This is a genomic window from Streptomyces gottesmaniae (assembly GCF_031845845.1).
Lineage (GTDB): Bacteria > Actinomycetota > Actinomycetes > Streptomycetales > Streptomycetaceae > Streptomyces > Streptomyces akebiae.
Window position 1 is genome coordinate 40,278 of sequence record NZ_JAVRFJ010000006.1, and the last position, 18,223, is coordinate 58,500.

The following is an 18,223-nucleotide window of genomic DNA, read 5'->3' on the forward strand; positions in this document are numbered from 1 at the left end:
GGCTCTGACAGTCCGTCGACGCCGGTCCGCCCACCCGGTGGACTTCCTGGACAGTCGTCCCGCTATAGTGGACACCTGTCCAAGAAGTTCGGTGAGCATCGAGTGAACGACGGAGTCCGCTGACCATGGAGATCCTGGCGAACGTGCTGGTCGCGCTGGTGGCCCTGCTGCACGCGTACATCCTGGTGATGGAGATGTTCCTGTGGCAGAAGAAGCCGGGGATGTCCTTCCACGGGCTGGACGCCGAGATGGCGCGGCGGACGGCCTCGCTCGCCGCCAACCAGGGCCTCTACAACGGCTTCCTCGCCGCCGGTCTGGTCTGGGGCCTGATCGCCGACGACCCGACCGGACACCGGGCACAGATCTTCTTCCTGTCCTGTGTGATCGTCGCGGGCGTGTACGGCGCCGCCACCGCCAACCGCCGCATCCTCGTCGCCCAGGCACTGCCCGGCGCGCTCGCCCTGGCCGCCGTCCTCGTCGCCGGATGACCCCCGAGGAGCCCCGGGCCACGGAGGACCCCCGGGCCTCCCGCACCCGGGCCAGGCTGCGGGAGGCCCTCCTCGACGAGTGCGCCCGGCACCCGCTGCACGAGGTCAGCGTGGCCGCGCTGGTCCGCCGGGCGGGGGTCGGCCGGGCCACGTTCTACGTGCACTACCCGGACCTGGAGGCGCTGGCCGTCGACGCCTGCGCCGATGTCGTACGGGAGGCCGTGGAGGCGCTGCACGCCTGGCGGGGGCGCCCCGACCCGGTGCGCGCACCGGCCGCCCTGCCGGAGTTCTTCGCCGGTCTCGCACCGCACGCCGCCCTGTACCGCGCGCTGCTCCCGCCCGGCGGCGGCGGACCGCTCGGCCGGGTCCTGCACCGGGACCTGCGCGCCTACAGCCTGCGCGAGCGCGAACTCGCGGGGGCCGCGGACGCCCCGCTGGTGGCCTCCGCTGTGGCGGCCACCTTCGCGGGGGTCCTCGCCGACTGGCTGCACGGCCTCCTCGACGGCACCCCGCGGGAGATCGCCGACCAGGCGTGGCAGTTGCTGGTCGCACTGCACCGCAGCCGCTGAGCGCAAGGACGTGCGCCGCCCCCGGCGCCGAAGGGGATCGTGACGCCCGAACAGCCCTGTGGGTGACCTGGTGTCCAGGTCACCCACAGGGCCGAGGTCACGCAGGGAGGACGTGCCCCGGCGGGAGATGGCTTCTCAGGCGTCGGCGGCGGTCAGAAGGTCAGTACCGGCTTGATGCTCCTGCCGCCGCTCATGTCCGCGACCGCCTGGCCGATGTCCTCGAACTTGTAGCGGCTGATCAGCCGGTCGAGCGGGAGCCTGCCCTCCTTGACGAGCTGGACGAGGACCGGGATGGCGGTCTGGATCTCGTTGTCGCCGAGGGTGAGGCCGACGACGCGCTTGCCGCCGAGCATGCCGTTGACGTCGAGGGAGACCTCCGTGCCGAACGGCGGGGCGCCCACGATGACGAGGGTGCCGCGCGCCGCGAGGGCGTCGACGCCCTTGCGGAGCACGAAGACGCTGCCGGTGGTCTCGACGACGCCGTCGGCGCCCCGGCCGCCGGTGATCTCCATGATCGCCTCGGTGATGTCGGCGACCTCGCTCGCGTTCACCGTGTGGGTGGCGCCCAGTTCCTTGGCCAGGTCCAGCCGCCCGCCGACCTTGTCCACGGCGATGACCGTCGTCGCGGGGGTGAGGGCCGCCGCCATCACTGCGGAGAGGCCGACGGCTCCGGCGCCGAGGACGACGAGGGTGCTGCCCGCGCGGGGCTCCAGCACGTTCCAGACGGCGCCGACACCGGTCTGGACGCCGCAGCCGAGCGGGGCGATGGAGTCCAGCGGTACGTCCGGGTCGACCTTGACGAGGCCGCGCTCGTCGACCAGGGCGTGTTCGGCGAAGGAGGACTGACCGAAGAAGTGCCCGCCCAGCTCCTCGCCGTCGCGGCTGATCGTGCTGGTGCCGTCGGCGCGTCGGCCGCCGAGCAGGTTGAGCGGGAGCCAGGTGGCGCAGTACGCCGGGTGCCCGTCACGGCAGTTCGCACAGTCGCCGCAGGAGGTGAAGGACAGCACGACGTGGTCGCCGGGCACGACGGAGGTGACCCCGGGGCCGACGGCCTCGACGACACCGGCGCCCTCGTGGCCCAGCACGCCGGGCAGCGGGAAGGGCAGACCGCCGCCGGCGACCCCCAGGTCGGTGTGGCACAGTCCGGCCGCGACCATACGGACCAGGACCTCGCCCTGGGCCGGCTGGTCGAGGACGACCTCGGAGAGGGTGAAGGGCGCGCCCCCGGACTCGACCACGGCGGCACGTGTGGTGGTGGACATGCTCATGAACTCCTTGTTCTGTCGGTGAGCCGCCGGATCCGTCCCGCGGCTCACCGGGGTGATCCCGGGGAAGGTGCTCAGCCGAGCGAGACGACGACGGACTTGACCTTGGTGTAGGACTCCAGGGCCTCGGGGCCGTACTCGCGGCCGAAGCCGGAGGCCTTCACCCCGCCGAAGGGCACGGCGGGGTCGAGCATCGGCCAGTCGTTGATCCAGACGATGCCGGCCTGGAGGCGGTCGGCCACGCGGTGGGCGCGGGTGAGGTTCGTGGTCTGGATGCCGGAGGCCAGGCCGTACGGCGTGGAGTTGGCCAGCTCGACGGCCTCGTCCTCGGAGTCGAAGGGCTGCACCGTGAGGACCGGTCCGAAAACCTCCTCCTGCACGACCCGGGAGTCGTTGGCGAGGTCGGCGATGACGGTCGGCTTGTAGTAGTAGCCGCCGTTCAGGTCCAGGCGCTCGCCGCCGCACACGATCCGGCCGCCCTCCTTGCGGGCCAGCTCGACGTACTCCTCCACCTTCTTCAGGTGCCGCTCGCCGGCCATCGGGCCGATGACGGTCTCCGGCCGCCGGGGGTCGCCGATGGGGACACCGGGCACGGCGTCGGCGAGGATGCCGACCACCGTGTCGTGGACCGAACGGGCGACGAGCAGGCGGGGGCCGCCCATGCAGAACTGGCCGGTGTTGTAGACGAAGCCCCCGATGATGGCGCCGATGGCCTTCTCGAGGTCGGCGTCCTCGAAGACGATGTGCGCCGCGTTGCCGCCCAGCTCCATGGTGACCTGCTTCAGCCCCTCGCCGGCGACGCTCGCCGCGTGCCGGCCGGTGGCGGTGGAGCCGGTGAAGGCGATCTTGTCGACACCGGGGTTGCGCAGCAGCGCCTCGCCCGCGACCGGGCCCGTCCCCGTGACGACGTTGTAGACGCCGTCCGGGACGCCGGCCTCCTTGAGGAGGCCCGCCATGTAGAGGGCGCTGAGCGGGGTCTCCTCGGCCGGCTTGTGCACCACCGTGTTGCCGGCCGCGAGGGCGGGGGCGATCTTGGTGCCGGCCAGGATGAGCGGGAAGTTGAACGGGGTGATCGCGCCGACCACACCGATCGGGCCGCGCCTGGTGTACGCGAGGCGGTTGTTCGGGACGTCGCGGGCGGAGCCGTCCAGGGACCAGGCCAGGGAGGCGTAGTACTCGTAGTCGTTGGCCGCGTTCGTCACGTCGACGGCGTGGGCCAGGGTGATGGGCTTGCCGACGTCACGGCTCTCCAGGGCCGCGATCTCGTCGGCGTTCTCCCGGATCAACTGGGCGACGCGGTTCAGGACGCGGCCGCGTTCACGGCCGCTCAGCCCGGACCAGGCGCCGCTGTCGAAGGCCTCACGCGCGGCGCGCACGGCGGCGTCGACGTCGGCGGCGCCCGCCTCCGCGACCGTCGTGACCACCTGGCCCGTGGACGGGTCGATCACGTCGGTGCGCGCCCCGTCGGTCGCCTCACGCCACTGTCCACCGATGAACAGCCGCCCGGGCTCGTCCTCGAAGGTGGTCGTCATTGCCCACTCCTCAGCCTTGATACAGCCTTGATCGCCAAGTCTTCAACCAACAGGATTCCTGTTGGTTCGCAGTTTCATTACACACAGGTTTCCTGTCAATGCCTTACGCTGACCCCATGGTCGGCACCAAGGCACCTCCCTCCCTCCTCTACATGGTCAAGCAGGTCGAGCTCGTTGTCCGCTCGCACCTGGACGAGCTGGTGAAGCCGGCCGGGATCACTGCCCTGCAGTACACGTCCCTCACCGTCCTGGAGCGCCACGACGGACTGTCGGCCGCCCAGCTCGCCCGCGACTCGTTCGTCACCGCCCAGTCCATCGCGGATCTCGTACGGAGTCTGGAGAACCGCGGACTCGTGCGCCGGGAGCGCAATCCGCGCAACCGGCGCGAGCTGCTGATCCTGCTGACCGACGAGGGACGCGAGGTGCTCGCCCGCTATGCCGAGCCCATGCGCGACCTGGAGGAACGCATGATCAGCGGCCTCACCGCACACCAGGCCGAGCAGTTCCGGCAGGCGCTGTCCAAGGCGTGGCACGCGCTGTCGTAGGGGGCACTGCGCAAAACTCCGGACGGATTGCCGGAGAAATCGAAGACATATGTCAATCGAACATGCTGAAATTCACTCTGACGAGGGTAACTTGCAGGGCGGGGAAGGGATTTGCCCTCGCACCCCTCACAGAGTCCGGTAGGAGGCGATGCCGTCGTGTCGAGCGACCCCACACCGCCCGCGACCGGGTACCTGCGCGTCCGCACGGACCGCGGCCACACCGTGCTCGAACTGCACGGCGAGATCGACATCGCGGCGGCCGTGGAGATCATTCCGCATCTCGACGCGGCGACCGGCCACCCCGGCGCCCGGATCGTGATCGACCTCAGGCACGTCGAGTTCTTCGACTGCTCCGGGCTGCGGCTGCTCTACCGGGCCCGGCAGCGGGTGCTCGACCGCGACGGCGAACTGCGCCTGGTCTGCACCCACCCGCTCACCCTGCGCGTCCTGAAGGTCACCGGCCTCGCCCGGCTGCTGCCGCCCGCCCCGTCCCTGGAGGCGGCCCTGGAACAGCCCGAAGCCGCGTCCGGCACGTTATGACCCCGCCCCGCCCGTCAGCCCTGCTGTCCCCCGTCGCCCGCCGGCGCGTCGAACAGGGCGCTGACGGACTCGCCGTTGTGGATACGGCGTACGGCCTCCGCGAGCGCGGGGGCGATGGAGAGCACCTTCAGCTTGTCGGTGCGCTCCTCCACGGGCACCGGCACGGTGTTGGTGCAGACGATCTCCAGGACGTCGGGCTGCTCGCTCAGCCGCTTCAGAGCGCCCGCCGCGAACAGCCCGTGGGTGCACGCGACCCGGATCGAGCGCGGCCCCAACTCCCTGAGTCGCTCCAGGAGTTCCAGGACGGTACTGCCCTTGGCGATCTCGTCGTCCAGGACGATCACATCCCGCCCGGCGACCTCGCCGATCACCGAGCTGATGCTCACCCGGTCGTCGGCGAACCGCTGCTTGGCACCCGCCGCGACCTGCGCGCCGATCATCCGCGCGAACGCCGCCGCCTCCTTGGCGTTGCCCAGGTCGGGTGAGACCACCGTCGTACGCGTCAGGTCGTAGCGCCGGAAGTGCGCGGCCAGCTCGCGCAGCGCGTGCAGATGATCGACCGGCACCGAGAAGAACCCGTGCACCTGCGGGGAGTGCAGCGTCATGGCGAGGACCCGGCCGGCGCCCGCCGCCACCATCAGATCGGCGACCAGGCGGCCGCCGATGGAGATCCGCGGCGCGTCCTTCTTGTCCGAGCGGGCGTACGCGTAGTGCGGCATGACCACGGTGATCCGGCCGGCCGAGGCACCGCGCGCCGCGTCGCACATCAGCAGCAGTTCGACGAGATGCTCCTGCACCGGCGTGACCAGCGGCTGGACCAGGAACACGTCCTTCTCCCGGCAGTTGGCCTGGAGCTGCACCTCCAGACAGTCGTTGGCGAACCGGCTCACCCGGGACGGACTCAGCGGCACCCCGAGGTGCGCGCAGACCTCCTCCGCGAGTTCGGGGTGGGCGCTGCCGGTGAAAACGGCGATGTCACGCACGGTCGGCTCCTCGTATGAACATGATCATTACGGGTGGCGCGGCTCATGCTACTGGCCGCTTCGCGTACGCCGATCCGGTACGCCGCCCCGGACGGCCCGCACCCCCGGACTACGGCGAACTGCGGACAATCACCAACCCGGCGTTCCCGCAGTGACTTTGAGGGCATTCGTTGAAGCAGGAAGGAGGGCCGTCGACATGACGACGTCCATCAAGCGCACGCGTCTGCCCGGCTGGGCCAAGCTGCTCACCGCCGTGGTCATCCTCATCGTGGTGCTGCTGGCCGCGCTGCGGATGCTGGTCTTCGGAGGGCTGGACGACGTGTTCGGCACCGAGGAGCACGACCGCTCGGGACCGACGCTCCTGAAGTCCATCCAGGACATGAGCCGCTACGACGCCGCCTCGGGCAACTTCCAGGTGGTCGTCGACCTGGAGAAGGACGCCAAGTACCTGCCGGACGCGATCCGCGGCACCCGTACGCTGTACGTGGGCGCGGGCACCGTGGACGCCTATGTCGACCTCGGCAAGGTCGGCGAGAACGACGTGAAGATGAACGAGGACCGCACGTCGGCCACCATCGACCTCCCGCACGCCCAGCTCGGCAAGCCGGCCCTGGACACCGAGCACTCCTACGCCGTCTCCAAGGAACGTGGCCTGCTCGACCGACTCGGCGACCTCTTCTCGGACAACCCCAACGGCGAACAGGCGGTACAGCGCCTCGCCGTCAAGCACATCGGGGACGCGGCGAAGGAGAGCAAACTCACGGACCGCGCCGAGGCCAACACCACCGACATGCTCGAAGGACTGCTGAAGTCGCTGGGCTTCAAGGAGGTGAAGGTGACCTACGGGTCCTGACCGGACACCGGCGCCCTCCCCTGCCGCGGGGAGGGCGCGTCGTACGCCGGCCCGTCCACGGCCGGCCTACGTCCACGCCCTCCCACGACCCGCCGCTCCCAGGCGCCCGATGGGCGCCCCTCGAACGGGAGCGGGTCCCTGTCACTCGCGGTCCGGGTGCCCACGCGGGGCGGGGCGAAACCCGGCGAATCCCGGTCGGCGACTTCTCGCGCGAGGGGCGCCGGGGCGGGCATCGCGGGCCTCTTCGGGGGTAACCACCTTGGGACAGAGGGAAGTTGAATCGGGAGGGTCGCATGGCCGGCACCACGTCACGATCCCGTTCCACCACGTCCGGCCGCCGTACCCAGGCCGCCGAGCGCGATCGACGACCACTCCCGCTGCCCCTGCGGCTCCTGGTGATGGCCCTGGCGTTCCTGGCGATGGTGGCGTTCGGCGCGGTGCTGGCCGGGCTCACCCTCCGGCCGTCCCCGGCGTCGGAGGCGCTCACCCACAGCAACCTCCGCCCCGGCACCTCCCTGGAGCTCTACTGGCACCACCCCGACCCGCGTGACGCGCTCAAGCAGGTCGGCGGGAACATCCTGCTGGGCCTGCCGTTCGGGATCCTGCTGCCCGTGCTGGCGCCCGGCGCACGCGGTCTGCTGCGGGTGCCGGCGCTGACCGCGCTGATGATGCTGCTGGTCGAGCTGGTGCAGGGCGCGCTCGTCACCGGGCGGGCCTTCGACATCGACGACGTCATCCTCAACACGGCGGGCGCACTGCTGGGCTATCTGCTGCTGGGCCGACGCCTCGGCCGGGCCGTCCACGCCAGGGCGCCGCGGGAGCCGAAACCCGCACCGGACCGGCGCGGGGCACCGGCTCGCGGAAAGTCAGCGGCTCGGGGGAAGGCGCCCGCCGACGGAAAGACACCCGCTCGGGGAAAGACACCGGTCCAGCGGAAGACCCCGCTCGGCGCCTGGCTCCAGCGCCTGCGGGTGAGCCGGCGCAAGGAGGCCGGCGCGGCGTCCAAGAGGGCTAGCGCAACGTCCAAGTGAGTTTGTCGCCGCCCACCCAGCGGACCTGGTCGGGGTCGTCGAGGTCGTGCACGACGATCCCGTACGCGGCGGCCGCCTGAAGGACGTCCGTCAGCTGCTTCGCCTCGCCGACCACCTGACCGTCGATCTCCACGATCCGGAACGGCGGCGTACCGGGCTGCACCCCGAGCACCAGGACCCGGGGATGGGAAATGTAGGGGCTCGCGCTTTCGGTCATGTCTCGAGGGTAGAGCGGTCCGGCGTCCGGTGACCGGGTGAGGCCGGGAGGGTGGTGCGGCCGGTCCGACGGCACCGGTGATCGTACGGCCGCCGTGCGGGTACCCGGGGGCTGGGCGACGCTGGAAGCGGAGGGCTGGAGGTGCCATGGATCCCGTCGAGGCCCTGGACCGGATCGCTTTCCTGCTGGAGCGGGACCGGGCCCCCACCTATCGCGTACGGGCGTTCCGTACGGCCGCCGCCGTGCTCGGCGCACTGCCGGCCGACGAGGTGGCCGAGCGGGCGGCCACGGGCTCGCTGGAGTCGCTGAAGGGGGTCGGGCCGAAGACCGCGCAGGTGGCGCGCGAGGCGCTGGCCGGGGAGGTGCCGGGCTACCTGCGGAAACTTGAGCAGGAGGCCGAGGCCCCCCTCACCGAGGGTGACGCGGGCGCGGAGCTGAGGGCGCTGATCCGGGGCGACTGCCATGTGCACTCCGACTGGTCGGACGGCGGCAGCCCGATCGAGGAGATGGGCCGGGCCGCCGCGCGCCTCGGCCACGAGTGGGCGGCGCTCACCGACCACTCCCCCAGGCTGACCGTCGCCCGCGGACTGTCCCCGGAGCGGTTGCGGGAGCAGCTCGACGTGGTGGCCGCGCTGAACGAGACCTGGGCGCCGTTCCGGCTGCTCACCGGCATCGAGTGCGACATCCTCGACGACGGTTCGCTGGACCAGGAGCCGGAGCTGCTGGACCGGCTGGACGTGGTGGTGGTGTCCGTGCACTCCAAGCTGCGGATGGACGCGCGGGCGATGACCCGGCGCATGGTCGCCGCGGTGCGTGATCCGCACTCCGATGTGCTCGGGCACTGCACGGGGCGGCTCGTCACCGGGCGGGGGCGCCCGGAGTCGGAGTTCGACGCGGACGCGGTGTTCGCGGCGTGCGCGGAGACCGGGACGGCCGTGGAGATCAACTCCCGCCCCGAGCGGCTGGATCCGCCCCGGCGGCTGGTGCGGCGGGCCGTGGAGGCGGGGACGCTGTTCTCGATCGACACGGACGCGCACGCGCCGGGGCAGTTGACCTGGCAGGTGCACGGGTGTGCTCGGGCCGAGGAGTGCGGCGTTCCGGCCGAGCGGGTGGTGACGACGTGGGGGGTGGACGAGCTTCTCGGATGGACTCGGGACCGGTCGCTTCCTGATCGGGTGGGGGTGGGGGGTGCTTAACAGTTCAGGTGTGGATGTCGGTGTTTCCCAGGAGGGTGAGCCATGAAGAAGGCTGCTGTGTTCGACGTCGACGGGACTCTTGTCGACACCAACCATCTGCATGTGGTGGCTTGGTGGGAGGCGTTCCGGCAGGCCGGCCATCGGGTGGCCATGCATGACGTGCACCGGGCGGTGGGGTTGCCGTCGGGTGATCTGGTCACGCACCTGCTGGGTGAGGGGCGGGACCCCGCGGAGAAGGACGCGCTGAGTGCGGCGCACAAGGCGTTGTACGGGACGTACTTCGATCGCCTGCCCGCGTTGCCGGACGCGGGGCGGCTGTTGCGGCGGCTCGACGGGCAGGGCTGGAGCGTGGTGCTGGCGACCTCGGCGGACGGGGCCGAGCTGACCGCGTTGCGCAGGGCGCTCGGCGCCGACGACGCCGTCATGGCGACGGCGAGCGCCGATGACGTGGCCCAGGGAAAGCCGGCGCCGGATCCGGTCGAGCAGGCCCTGGAGCTGGCGGGAGCCGAGCCCGAGCGGTCGGTGTTCGTCGGGGACACCGTCTGGGACATGCGGGCGGGCGTCCGGGCCGGGGTGCACTGTGTGGCGGTGCTCTGCGGCGGTATCCCACGGCCCGAACTGGAGGCGGCCGGCGCGGAGGCGGTGTTCCGGAATCCGGCCCACCTGCTGGCCGCTCTGGAGGAGAGTCCGCTGGGCCCGGAGGAATGACCTGGTGACAGCCGCTGCGGTGACACGGGGCGACGTGACACAGATCACCGGCATTGTCCCGATACGGAAGGAACACCCACTGATACTTTCCCGTTGAACCAACCGTGGGTGTGGATGGGACAGTGTCCCCGGGCCTCACCTTTTGCCCACAGGGACGATCGTTCGGCTGAAGCCCTGTGGAGCCTTTCGCCGAGAGGCGACCGCCATCCGCACCCACACACAGACCGCCCCGACCGTGATTCCCCCGTCCCGGTCGGGGCTTCCCCTTTTTCTTCTCCGGCCGGGCCGACGACCGCCCGGCAGCCGGTTCGCCCGCCCTCCGGGGTGGCCGGTAGTGGCCGCGTGCATCCCCCGGGGCCGGGTACTCGTGGGCGCTCCGGAGCAATCGAAGCGCGAGAGAGGAGTCCGCGGTGAACGGAGAATCCGGCGGGAAGATCGTGGTCACCGGCGCCACCGGCAATGTCGGGACGAGTCTGGTGCGGCTGCTCGCGGAGGACGCGCGGGTCGACCGGGTCCGGGGACTGGCCCGGCGGGTCCCCGACCTGGCCCCCGCGAAGACGGACTGGTCGGCCGTGGACGTCGGGTCCGAGCAGGCCGACCTGGTCAAGGAGTTCGAGGGGGCGGACGCGGTCGTCCATCTCGCCTGGGCGTTCCAGCCGACCCACGATCCGGCCGCGACCTGGCGGACCAATGTGCTGGGCAGCATGCGGGTCTTCGAGGCGGTGGCGGCGGCCAAGGTCCCGACCCTGGTGCACGCCTCGTCGGTCGGCGCCTACTCCCCCGGGCCGAAGGGCCGCGCGGTCGACGAGTCGTGGCCGACGCACGGCTGGCCGGATGCCGCGTACTGCCGGGAGAAGGCGTATCTGGAGCGTGCCCTGGACTCCTTCGAGCACGAGCACCCCGGGGTGCGGGTGGTGCGGATGCGGCCCGCGTTCCTGTTCAAGCGGGAGTCGGCGAGCGAGCAGCGTCGTATCTTCGGCGGGCGTTTCCTGCCGGGGCAGCTGGTCCGGCCCGACCTGCTGCCGTTCCTGCCCGACATCCCCGGACTGAAGGTGCAGGCCCTGCACACCGACGACGCCGCCCGGGCGTACCTGCTGGCCCTGCACTCCGATGCCCGCGGCGCCTTCAACCTCGCGGCGGAGTCGCCCGTGGACGCCACGCTGCTCAGCGAGGTGCTGGGGTCCCGTCCGGTGCGGCTGCCCCGGGTCGCGGCCCGCTCGGCGATCGCCGCCGCGTGGAACCTCCGGCTGCTGCCCGCCTCGCCGCATCTCTTCGACGCCGTACTGCGGCTGCCGCTGATGGACTGCTCGAAGGCTCGCGACGAGCTGCGCTGGCGGCCCGAGCGCACGGCGGTGGAGGTGCTGGAGGAGTTCCTGGAGGGGCTGCGGCAAGGGGCCGGGGCGGAGACGGAGCCGCTGCGGGGGCGGAAGGTCGGCTGAGTTCGCCCCTCGCGGCGCGTCCCTGACATGACGGCGCCTCCCCGGGTCCCACCGGGGAGGCGCCGAGTCTCTGCGGTTTGCCGAGTCTCTACAGGTCGGGGAGCGAAGGGCCGGGGTCCGGCCGGCGTGGATCAGCCGGAGGGCTCGTCCGGCACGGGCTGCTCGGGGTTGACGGAGCCCGACTGCGGGGCGCCCTGTCGCCCGGTGCCGGCCTCGTCCGTGTCGGGCACGTCCTCGGCCTCGTCGGGGGCGCTCTCGTCCCGCTCTTCGGCGGCACGCGTCGGGGCCGCCTCCCAGGGGTCCTCGCCCTCCGTCGCCTGCTGGTCGGGCATGTCCCTCGGTATGGGGTCCGCGTGCTCGCCGGGACCCTCCAGGCGGTGTTCGTCCACGGCGTGCTCCTTCCTGCTGTCGTGCACCGGGCGCGGGTACCTCGGTCCGATCACCTCAAACCAGGTGTTCGGTGCGCCGGGTGGGCCCGGCTCGTCAGGCGAGGTCCACCAGCTCGTCCAGGGCCGCCGTCAGCTGAGGAGCCACCGCCTCCCGCCGCCACGCGATCTGCTCGTCGTCCATCGCGCGGGGCACCACCTCGATCAGCATGATCAGATAGAGATAGCTGCGGTAGAGGGCGTAGCGCCGACGGGCGGACGGGGTGAAGTCGACCTCCCCGCCCGCTTCCTGATAGCCCGTCAGGAAGTCGGCTTCCTGCCGGATGTCCGCCAGCAGCGCCAGGGAGACGAAGTCCGCGAGCGGGTCGCCCCAGAACATGCGCTCGCCGTCGATCAGACCTCCGACGCGGGGGCTCTCCCCGTGCTCGACGAGGATGTTGCCCTGCCACAGGTCGAAGTGGACCGGACGCGGCACGGTCACCTCGTCGAGGGCGTCGTACGCCGCCTTCGCCGTGCGGGCCACCTCGTCCACGGGGCGGGGCAGCCAGGCCCCGTAACGGTGGGCGTCCGTGAGCAGTCCGTCGAACATGGCGGTGAAGGCGGAGCGCCAGTCGGCGGTGAGCGGGCCGAACGTCCCGGACGGGTAGCCGAAACCGGGGCCGGTCACCTGGTGCAGCCGGGCCAGCAGACCGCCCAACTCCCGCCGCAGCGCCGCCTCCTGGCCGACGGCGAGCCCGTCCCATCCGCCACCCGGGCAGTGGGTGAGCAGGATGTGCCGGCCGGCCGGCGCGGTCTCGTCGAGGGCGACTCCTGCCACCCGTGGCGCGGGGACGCCGACGGTCTCGGCGACCCGGCAGAACTCGGCCTCAGCGGCGAGGAGTTCGCTCTCGTAGGCCAGGGCCGGGGTGGACGACGGTGGCGGGACCTTCAGGACGAGCCGGGTGCCGTCGGTGAGGCGCAGCTCCTCGACGGTGTTGTACGTGCCGCCGCCCAGCGGCAGTCGTTCCGCAAGGCGCTCCGGTGGCACTCCCGCCGCCGCGAGGGCGAGTCGCGCCCGTTCCCTGTCGTCCATTCCTGTCCCCCTGGTAACCGGACAGCCGTGCGAGCCCACTGTGCCAGGTCGGGTCCGCGCGCGGGAACCGCGCCTCGAAAACCATTGGCCCCTCACTGAAACTACGCGTACCTTAGGTGAAAACCTAGTGACCCTAGGTTCTGGTTCCGATCACCGCTCTTCACAGGAGAACAGCCCGTCATGCAGGCACTCACCGAGCACGACATCCGCACCTCGTTCGTCAACTGCTCGAAGGGCGAGGCGAAGAGGATCTTCGTACCCCGCGATCTGGAGCAGCGTCCGTGGGCGGATCTGGATTTCCTCGGCTGGCGGGATCCGGGAGCGCCCGATCGGAGTTACCTGGTCGCCGAGCGCGAGAGCGGACTCGTCGGCGTCACGTTGCGGCTCCCCTCCGCGCGACGCGGGTTCCTGCATCGCAGCATGTGCTCGGTGTGTCTGACGACGCATCCGGGCGGCGGGGTCTCCTTGATGACGGCACGGAAGGCGGGCGCGGCCGGGCGGGAGGGGAACTCGGTCGGTGTGTACCTCTGCGCCGACCTCGCCTGTTCGCTCTATGTGCGCGGCAAGAAGGCCCTCGACACCGGAACCCGGTTCGAGGAGAGCCTCACCCTGGAGGAACAGATCGCCCGGACGGTGGGCAACCTGTCCGCGTTCCTGGAGAAGCTGTACGACTGAGCCCGTCCCGAACCCGCGGTCCGGCGGCCCCCTGTGCGATCACCCAGGTGATTACTGTCCTCGGTCAGGAGTTCGGTGGAGCGGCGGAACGGGAACAGCGCAAGGATGCGAGACGTACGTGATGTATGGGGCCTGATCGGCACACGGGTCGCCAAATGGCGACAGGACCCGGTGATCGTCCAGTCGGTGCGGTCGGCGGCGGCCGCCACGGTGGCCTATGTGGTGGCGCTGCACTTCAGTCCGGAGGCGGCGCCCCTGACGGCTCCGCTGACCGCGCTCCTGGTCGTGCAGGTGACCCTCTATGCCACCCTCACCACCGGCATCCGCCGGGTGAACTCGGTGGTCGCCGGCGTCGTCATCGCCATCGGCTTCAGTGTCCTGGTGGGCCTCACCTGGTGGAGCCTCGCCCTGATCATCCTGGCCTCGCTCGCGGTGGGGCATCTGGTGCGGGTGAGCGAGTTCGTACCCGAGGTGGCGATCAGCGCGATGCTGGTGCTAGGCGTCACCCGGGTCGGCGACACGGCCTGGGCGCGGGTGGTGGAGACCCTGATCGGCGCGGCCGTGGGGCTCGCCTTCAACCTGCTGCTCGCTCCCCCGGTCTGGGTGGAGGCGGCCGGTGAGTCCATCGAGGACCTCGCCCGGCGGATGCGGCGGCTCATGATAAGGGTCGGCGAGGAGGCCGCGGGCCGCACCCCGGCGGAGGCCGCGGCGGCCCGGCTCCACGAGGCCCGGGAGCTCGACTTCGACATCGTCGAGGTGGACGCGGCCCTCAAGCAGGCGGAGGACAGTCTGAAGCTCAATCCGCGCGTACGGGAGGGCCTGCTGCACCGGGTGGTGCTGCGGACCGGCCTGGACACGCTGGAGATCTGCACGGTGGTCCTGCGGGTGCTGGCCCGTACCCTCACCGACCTGGCCAAGGAGCGGGAGCCGAGTCCGCTGTTCTCCGCGCAGGCGGGGGCCGCCATCGAGCGGCTGCTCGCCGAGATCGGCGACGCGGTGGTCAGTTTCGCCGTGCTGGTCACCACCGACGTCAGCCGCAGCGCCGAGTCCGCGGAGGACCGGCTCGCCGCGGAGCTGTCGACGGCCGTCGCGACCCGCGACAAGCTCGCCCAACTGCTCCTGGAGGACGTCCAGCGCGACGCGAGCCACTGGCAGTTGCACGGCGCCGTGCTGACGGAGGTCAACCGCATGCTGGACGAGCTGGACACCGAGCACCGCTCCCAGCGGCTGCTGGAGGAGCTCGACCGCTGCACCCGTGAACAGCGCGAGCGCTCCCCCCGGCTCACGCACCTGCGCGACCGCGTACGCATCGTGCGCCCCCGTCGGCGGAACCGCTCCGGCCTCGCCGGACGTACTAAGTGACGCCGGACCGCGGACGTCGTACCAGTGGCGCCCCGGGGAGGGACAAGGCACGACGCGACGACGAGGGGAGCGTACGGAATGGCCGAAGGCACCGTGCGGATCGACGGGACCACACTCCATCTGCCGGGTGGCGTACGGGTGCGCTTCATCCGCACCCTGCGCCTGCCGGAGACGGGCACGCACCAACTCCCGCCCGGGCTGGGCGACTTCCCGATCCGCCGGGTCGAGGACCATCCGCACACCGCTTCCGCGGAGATGCGGGCACGCGGTGGGGTGATGCTCCCCGTGTATCTGCGCGAGGCGATGTGGCTGCACTTCGGCGGTTCCACGGAACCGGCCGCGCTCCAGGTCGGCGTCGGCAAGGTGTGCGCGGTGTCGGGCAAGCCGTGGACCGGTGCGCTCGCCCGTGATCCGCAGAACTACGTCGTACTCCCACGTCAGCCGTGGCTGGACGGCATCAACTCGGGCAAGGGCACGGTCAGGCAGTTCGTGGCCGTCCCCCTCGGCCTCGGTGCCACGGTCGAGGGCCAGGTCACCGGCGAGGAGGTGTTCGGCGGGGTCCAGCTCCAGTCGTTCCCGCTGAACGACCGGCAGCTCGCCGTGTGGCGCAGGGAGGAGCGGCTGCGGGCCGAGCGGGAGCGGGCCGTCGGCCCGGTCGGTGGATACGGAGGCTACGAGGGCGCGGCCCCGGTCCCGATGCCGCCGCCGGGTGCCATGCCCATGGCACCTCCGGCCACCGGCGCTCCGATGCCGCCGGCGCCGGGCAGTGCCCCCCTGCCGCCCGCGCCGGGTGGCGGGCCGATGCCCCCGGGTGCCGCGTACCCGATGGCGGCGCCGGGCGCGGCCCCGCGGCGCAGCGCTTCCGCGGCCCCGTCCCGGGCGCCGGCGGCGATGGGTCTCGGGGTCGGCGGGTCGATGCGGCAGGAGGTCTACCGGGACACCTGGCCGCGCGGCAGCTGGGCGGAGCGGCCGTCCGGGCGGATCTTCGTCCATCTGGTCACCCCGCCCGAGTGGCGCCGGATCACCGGGGAGGCACCGCCGCCGTCGCCCGTGGACCGCGCGGCCTACACCCGGGCCGGGCTCCCCTGGTTCGAGTACTACGACAACGACGCCCACGATCTCGACCCGGCCGACGCCCTCGGCACGGTGAAGCCCGTCGGTGACTGGCTCGGCGACGACCTCGATCCGTGGCAGGCACCCGCTCCCGGCCAGGTCACACCGCTGGGTGACGCTCCGGGCAAGCCGATCCAGGACGGCGACTGGTAGTCGAGGACGAACGGCGGGCGTTGCATGGCGCGCAACGCCCGCCGTCGCCTTTTGCGCCGGGGCGCTCGCACCCGTCAAGGTGGTGGCGGCCGAGAGAAGCGAGACCCGAGGTGCGCGAATGACGAGCGAGGCGGTTGGGGACCGGGGCGGCTGGAGCAGGCGCCGTGCCCTCGGACTGTTGGCGGGAGCCGTGCCGGCCGCCCTGGCGGGCTGCGCGGGATCCGACGGGACGGCCGGGTCCGCGTCGTCCTCCCCCGCGACGAACGCCCCGACGGGCCCGTCGGCGGAGACCGGAACCGGGGCCGGAACCGAGTCCGCGGCCGCCACCCCCTCCCCCGCCCGCACCGGCCCCCGGCCGCTCTACATCGGGACGTACACCTCGGTCGAGGGCGGTGGCACCGGGATCGGCGTGGCGACGTACGACGCCCGGAGCGGCCGGATCACGGGTGAGGGGACCATCACCGGGGTCGGCGACCCGTCGTATCTCGCCGTACACCCGGACGGCCGGACGCTGTACGCCGTGAACGAGCGGCCGGAGGGCGGGGTGACCGCCGTACGGCTCTCCGACCGCAAGGTCCTCGGCACCCGCGGCAGCGGCGGCGAGGCGCCCTGCCATCTCTCGGTGCACCCGAGCGGACGGTGGCTGCTGAGCGCCAACTACGGCTCGGGCAGTGTCGCCGTGCACCCCGTGGAGGAGTCGGGCGCGCTGGGCGAGCGCACGGACCTGGTGGTGCACCGCAGTCCGGCGCCGGGCCCCGGCCAGGACGGGCCGCACGCGCACCAGATCGTCACGAGCCCCGACGGCGGTCATGTCCTCGCCGTCGACCTGGGCAACGACACGGTCTACACCTACCGGCTGGACGAGTCCCGGGGCACGCTCACCGAGGTGTCCCGGGCGCGCGTCCGACCGGGTGCGGGGCCCCGGCATCTGACCTTCCATCCCGAGGGCCGGTACGCCTATCTCGCCAACGAGGTCGACAACACGGTCGTGGTCTGCGCCTACGAGCCCGACCGCGGGCGGCTCACGCCGGGCCCGCCGCAGTCCACGGGCACGGGGTCGGGCACCAACTACCCGGCCCAGCTGGTCGTGACGCCGGACGGCGCGCACGCGTATCTCGCCAACAGGGGGCACGACAGTCTGACGCGCTACGCGGTCGAGGCGGACGGCGCGCGGCTGAGGCTCCTCGGCACCGTGCCGGTCGGCGGGGACTTCCCGCGCCAGATCGCCCTCTCGCCGGACGGGAGCCTGTTGTTCGCCGCGCTCCAGCGGTCGAACGCGGTCAGCGTCTTCGAGGTCGACGCGGACAGCGGTGGACTGCGGCGCGCGGCGGCGCCGTTCGCGTCACCCGTCGCCGTCTGTGCGCTGCCGCTGTAGGGCGCGCGGGCAGGACGCGGCGCTCGCCTGGGAGAGCAGGATGTGCATCCGCTCGGTGAGCTGCGCCATGTCGTCGGCGGGCTTGTGGAACGTCAGGCGTACGTCGCCGTTGCCGCGGGCCCGCTCGATGCGCAGGGTCAGGCCGTGCCGGTCGACGGCGAGCGGCTGGACGCGTACGGCGCCGTGCAGACTGTCGTGCGGGACGAGCCGGGTGAGGCGTTCGACGGCGTCCGGGTGCGCGTCGGCGAGGTGGGTCAGCAGCCGGGACTCGGCCGTGGCCAGCGGGTCGGGCCGGGCGGCGGCGAACTCGTCGAGGCCGACCACGACCGCTCCGGACGGCTCGCGCAGCACGATACGGGTGGCCTTGAACTCCAGGTCTCCGTCCTTGGGCGCGAACCAGCCGGCGATCCACAGCCGGGCCCGGATGCGGTTGCGCACGGGGACGGGCGCCACGTCGGCGAACTCCAGCACGGCGGACGGCTCGCCGCGCGGTGCGCAGATCGCGGCGGCGACGAGCGTACTGTCCTCGGGGACGCACAGGATCACCCGGCCGTCCTCCGTGACGCTGTGCGCGCCGACGAACTCCTCGCGGCCGCCCTCGGCGGTCACCGCGCAGGACCACGCCGCCGCGAGCACCGAGCGGGCACGCTCCGCCGCGGCGGGCGCGGCCGTCCAGGTGTGACGGTCACCCATCCCAAACCTCCCTTAGGTAAGCCTTGCC

21 protein-coding genes are annotated in these 18,223 nt (G+C 72.1%); 14 read left to right on the forward strand and 7 right to left on the reverse strand.

Going from position 1 to position 18,223, the window contains the following annotated elements:
- The first annotated feature begins 125 nt into the window (after positions 1–125).
- A complete protein-coding gene (locus RM704_RS08945; RefSeq protein WP_033528556.1) occupies positions 126–488 on the forward strand; it encodes a DUF1304 domain-containing protein in 363 nt (120 codons plus the stop codon).
- The gene (locus RM704_RS08950; protein WP_311590448.1) at positions 485–1,057 is read left to right on the forward strand and encodes a TetR/AcrR family transcriptional regulator; all 573 of its coding nucleotides are present in this window, start codon (positions 485–487) and stop codon (positions 1,055–1,057) included. Before RM704_RS08945 ends, RM704_RS08950 begins: the two co-directional genes overlap by 4 nt.
- Positions 1,058–1,209: 152 nt before the next feature.
- On the opposite strand, the gene RM704_RS08955 is transcribed toward RM704_RS08950, so the two are convergent.
- Together RM704_RS08955 and RM704_RS08960 are read right to left on the reverse strand one after the other, a co-directional pair.
- Entirely contained in the window at positions 1,210–2,319 is a 1,110-nt protein-coding gene (locus tag RM704_RS08955) for an NAD(P)-dependent alcohol dehydrogenase (RefSeq protein ID WP_033528555.1), read from the reverse strand.
- 77 nt (positions 2,320–2,396) lie between these two features.
- Positions 2,397–3,854, reverse strand: coding sequence for an aldehyde dehydrogenase family protein (locus tag RM704_RS08960; protein ID WP_033528554.1), 1,458 nt, complete (start codon positions 3,852–3,854; stop codon positions 2,397–2,399).
- Positions 3,855–3,970: 116 nt separating this feature from the next.
- On the opposite strand from RM704_RS08960, the gene RM704_RS08965 reads away from it, so the two are divergent.
- Together RM704_RS08965 and RM704_RS08970 are read left to right on the forward strand one after the other, a co-directional pair.
- Positions 3,971–4,399, forward strand: a complete 429-nt coding sequence (locus RM704_RS08965) for a MarR family winged helix-turn-helix transcriptional regulator (protein ID WP_033528553.1) — start codon at positions 3,971–3,973, stop codon at positions 4,397–4,399.
- A gap of 156 nt (positions 4,400–4,555) precedes the next feature.
- Positions 4,556–4,939, forward strand: coding sequence for an anti-sigma factor antagonist (locus RM704_RS08970; RefSeq protein ID WP_033528552.1), 384 nt, complete (start codon positions 4,556–4,558; stop codon positions 4,937–4,939).
- Between the two features lie 14 nt (positions 4,940–4,953).
- Here the strand turns inward: RM704_RS08970 and RM704_RS08975 are convergent, their stop codons facing one another.
- Complete coding sequence (locus tag RM704_RS08975; protein ID WP_033528551.1) at positions 4,954–5,922, reverse strand: ribose-phosphate diphosphokinase; 969 nt, start codon at positions 5,920–5,922, stop codon at positions 4,954–4,956.
- Between the two features lie 14 nt (positions 5,923–5,936).
- On the opposite strand from RM704_RS08975, the gene RM704_RS08980 reads away from it, so the two are divergent.
- The 3 genes from RM704_RS08980 to RM704_RS08990 all read left to right on the forward strand — a co-directional run bounded on the left by RM704_RS08980 (position 5,937) and on the right by RM704_RS08990 (position 7,806).
- On the forward strand, positions 5,937–6,077 hold the full coding sequence (locus tag RM704_RS08980; protein WP_157856720.1) for a hypothetical protein: 141 nt from the start codon (positions 5,937–5,939) through the stop codon (positions 6,075–6,077).
- Between the two features lie 41 nt (positions 6,078–6,118).
- Entirely contained in the window at positions 6,119–6,775 is a 657-nt protein-coding gene (locus RM704_RS08985) for a DUF4230 domain-containing protein (RefSeq protein WP_033528550.1), read from the forward strand.
- Positions 6,776–7,068: 293 nt separating this feature from the next.
- The gene (locus RM704_RS08990) at positions 7,069–7,806 is read left to right on the forward strand and encodes a VanZ family protein (RefSeq protein ID WP_033528549.1); all 738 of its coding nucleotides are present in this window, start codon (positions 7,069–7,071) and stop codon (positions 7,804–7,806) included.
- On the opposite strand, the gene RM704_RS08995 is transcribed toward RM704_RS08990, so the two are convergent.
- Positions 7,787–8,023 (reverse strand): hypothetical protein, encoded by a 237-nt coding sequence (locus RM704_RS08995; RefSeq protein WP_033528548.1) that lies wholly within the window; start codon positions 8,021–8,023, stop codon positions 7,787–7,789. The two genes, RM704_RS08990 and RM704_RS08995, sit on opposite strands and share 20 nt — an antisense overlap.
- A 146-nt stretch (positions 8,024–8,169) precedes the next feature.
- Here RM704_RS08995 and RM704_RS09000 point away from each other — a divergent pair, with 146 nt between their 5' ends.
- The 3 genes from RM704_RS09000 to RM704_RS09010 all read left to right on the forward strand — a co-directional run bounded on the left by RM704_RS09000 (position 8,170) and on the right by RM704_RS09010 (position 11,366).
- A complete protein-coding gene (locus RM704_RS09000; protein ID WP_033528547.1) occupies positions 8,170–9,219 on the forward strand; it encodes a PHP domain-containing protein in 1,050 nt (349 codons plus the stop codon).
- 42 nt (positions 9,220–9,261) lie between these two features.
- Positions 9,262–9,927: an HAD family hydrolase gene (locus tag RM704_RS09005; RefSeq protein WP_033528546.1), complete on the forward strand. Its 666-nt coding sequence runs from the start codon at positions 9,262–9,264 to the stop codon at positions 9,925–9,927.
- 410 nt (positions 9,928–10,337) lie between these two features.
- Positions 10,338–11,366 (forward strand): SDR family oxidoreductase, encoded by a 1,029-nt coding sequence (locus RM704_RS09010; RefSeq protein WP_033528545.1) that lies wholly within the window; start codon positions 10,338–10,340, stop codon positions 11,364–11,366.
- Between the two features lie 131 nt (positions 11,367–11,497).
- On the opposite strand, the gene RM704_RS09015 is transcribed toward RM704_RS09010, so the two are convergent.
- Both RM704_RS09015 and RM704_RS09020 read right to left on the reverse strand, forming a co-directional pair.
- A complete protein-coding gene (locus RM704_RS09015; protein ID WP_033528825.1) occupies positions 11,498–11,755 on the reverse strand; it encodes a hypothetical protein in 258 nt (85 codons plus the stop codon).
- Between the two features lie 94 nt (positions 11,756–11,849).
- Complete coding sequence (locus RM704_RS09020; protein ID WP_033528544.1) at positions 11,850–12,824, reverse strand: phosphotransferase family protein; 975 nt, start codon at positions 12,822–12,824, stop codon at positions 11,850–11,852.
- Positions 12,825–13,004: 180 nt separating this feature from the next.
- Here RM704_RS09020 and RM704_RS09025 point away from each other — a divergent pair, with 180 nt between their 5' ends.
- The 4 genes from RM704_RS09025 to RM704_RS09040 all read left to right on the forward strand — a co-directional run bounded on the left by RM704_RS09025 (position 13,005) and on the right by RM704_RS09040 (position 17,502).
- The gene (locus tag RM704_RS09025; protein ID WP_033528543.1) at positions 13,005–13,499 is read left to right on the forward strand and encodes an FBP domain-containing protein; all 495 of its coding nucleotides are present in this window, start codon (positions 13,005–13,007) and stop codon (positions 13,497–13,499) included.
- A 105-nt stretch (positions 13,500–13,604) separates the two neighbouring features.
- On the forward strand, positions 13,605–14,861 hold the full coding sequence (locus RM704_RS09030; RefSeq protein ID WP_033528542.1) for an FUSC family protein: 1,257 nt from the start codon (positions 13,605–13,607) through the stop codon (positions 14,859–14,861).
- Between the two features lie 78 nt (positions 14,862–14,939).
- Positions 14,940–16,127: a membrane protein gene (locus RM704_RS09035; RefSeq protein WP_033528541.1), complete on the forward strand. Its 1,188-nt coding sequence runs from the start codon at positions 14,940–14,942 to the stop codon at positions 16,125–16,127.
- A 118-nt stretch (positions 16,128–16,245) separates the two neighbouring features.
- On the forward strand, positions 16,246–17,502 hold the full coding sequence (locus tag RM704_RS09040; protein ID WP_311590458.1) for a lactonase family protein: 1,257 nt from the start codon (positions 16,246–16,248) through the stop codon (positions 17,500–17,502).
- Here RM704_RS09040 and RM704_RS09045 read toward each other — a convergent pair.
- Positions 17,470–18,195: a DUF2470 domain-containing protein gene (locus RM704_RS09045; protein ID WP_033528540.1), complete on the reverse strand. Its 726-nt coding sequence runs from the start codon at positions 18,193–18,195 to the stop codon at positions 17,470–17,472. The two genes, RM704_RS09040 and RM704_RS09045, sit on opposite strands and share 33 nt — an antisense overlap.
- Between the last annotated feature and the right edge of the window lie 28 nt (positions 18,196–18,223).

Bases quoted from the DNA above. Each gene is read 5' to 3' on its own strand.
- RM704_RS08955 (WP_033528555.1), bottom strand. From the start codon at position 2,319: ATGTCCACCACCACACGTGCCGCCGTGGTCGAGTCCGGGGGCGCGCCC.
- RM704_RS08950 (WP_311590448.1), top strand. From the start codon at position 485: ATGACCCCCGAGGAGCCCCGGGCCACGGAGGACCCCCGGGCCTCCCGC.
- RM704_RS09025 (WP_033528543.1), top strand. From the start codon at position 13,005: ATGCAGGCACTCACCGAGCACGACATCCGCACCTCGTTCGTCAACTGC.
- RM704_RS09020 (WP_033528544.1), bottom strand. From the start codon at position 12,824: ATGGACGACAGGGAACGGGCGCGACTCGCCCTCGCGGCGGCGGGAGTG.
- RM704_RS08985 (WP_033528550.1), top strand. From the start codon at position 6,119: ATGACGACGTCCATCAAGCGCACGCGTCTGCCCGGCTGGGCCAAGCTG.
- RM704_RS08980 (WP_157856720.1), top strand. From the start codon at position 5,937: ATGAACATGATCATTACGGGTGGCGCGGCTCATGCTACTGGCCGCTTC.
- RM704_RS09045 (WP_033528540.1), bottom strand. From the start codon at position 18,195: ATGGGTGACCGTCACACCTGGACGGCCGCGCCCGCCGCGGCGGAGCGT.
- RM704_RS08960 (WP_033528554.1), bottom strand. From the start codon at position 3,854: ATGACGACCACCTTCGAGGACGAGCCCGGGCGGCTGTTCATCGGTGGA.
- RM704_RS09000 (WP_033528547.1), top strand. From the start codon at position 8,170: ATGGATCCCGTCGAGGCCCTGGACCGGATCGCTTTCCTGCTGGAGCGG.
- RM704_RS09005 (WP_033528546.1), top strand. From the start codon at position 9,262: ATGAAGAAGGCTGCTGTGTTCGACGTCGACGGGACTCTTGTCGACACC.
- RM704_RS08995 (WP_033528548.1), bottom strand. From the start codon at position 8,023: ATGACCGAAAGCGCGAGCCCCTACATTTCCCATCCCCGGGTCCTGGTG.
- RM704_RS08965 (WP_033528553.1), top strand. From the start codon at position 3,971: ATGGTCGGCACCAAGGCACCTCCCTCCCTCCTCTACATGGTCAAGCAG.
- RM704_RS08945 (WP_033528556.1), top strand. From the start codon at position 126: ATGGAGATCCTGGCGAACGTGCTGGTCGCGCTGGTGGCCCTGCTGCAC.
- RM704_RS09040 (WP_311590458.1), top strand. From the start codon at position 16,246: ATGACGAGCGAGGCGGTTGGGGACCGGGGCGGCTGGAGCAGGCGCCGT.
- RM704_RS08990 (WP_033528549.1), top strand. From the start codon at position 7,069: ATGGCCGGCACCACGTCACGATCCCGTTCCACCACGTCCGGCCGCCGT.
- RM704_RS09035 (WP_033528541.1), top strand. From the start codon at position 14,940: ATGGCCGAAGGCACCGTGCGGATCGACGGGACCACACTCCATCTGCCG.
- RM704_RS09030 (WP_033528542.1), top strand. From the start codon at position 13,605: ATGCGAGACGTACGTGATGTATGGGGCCTGATCGGCACACGGGTCGCC.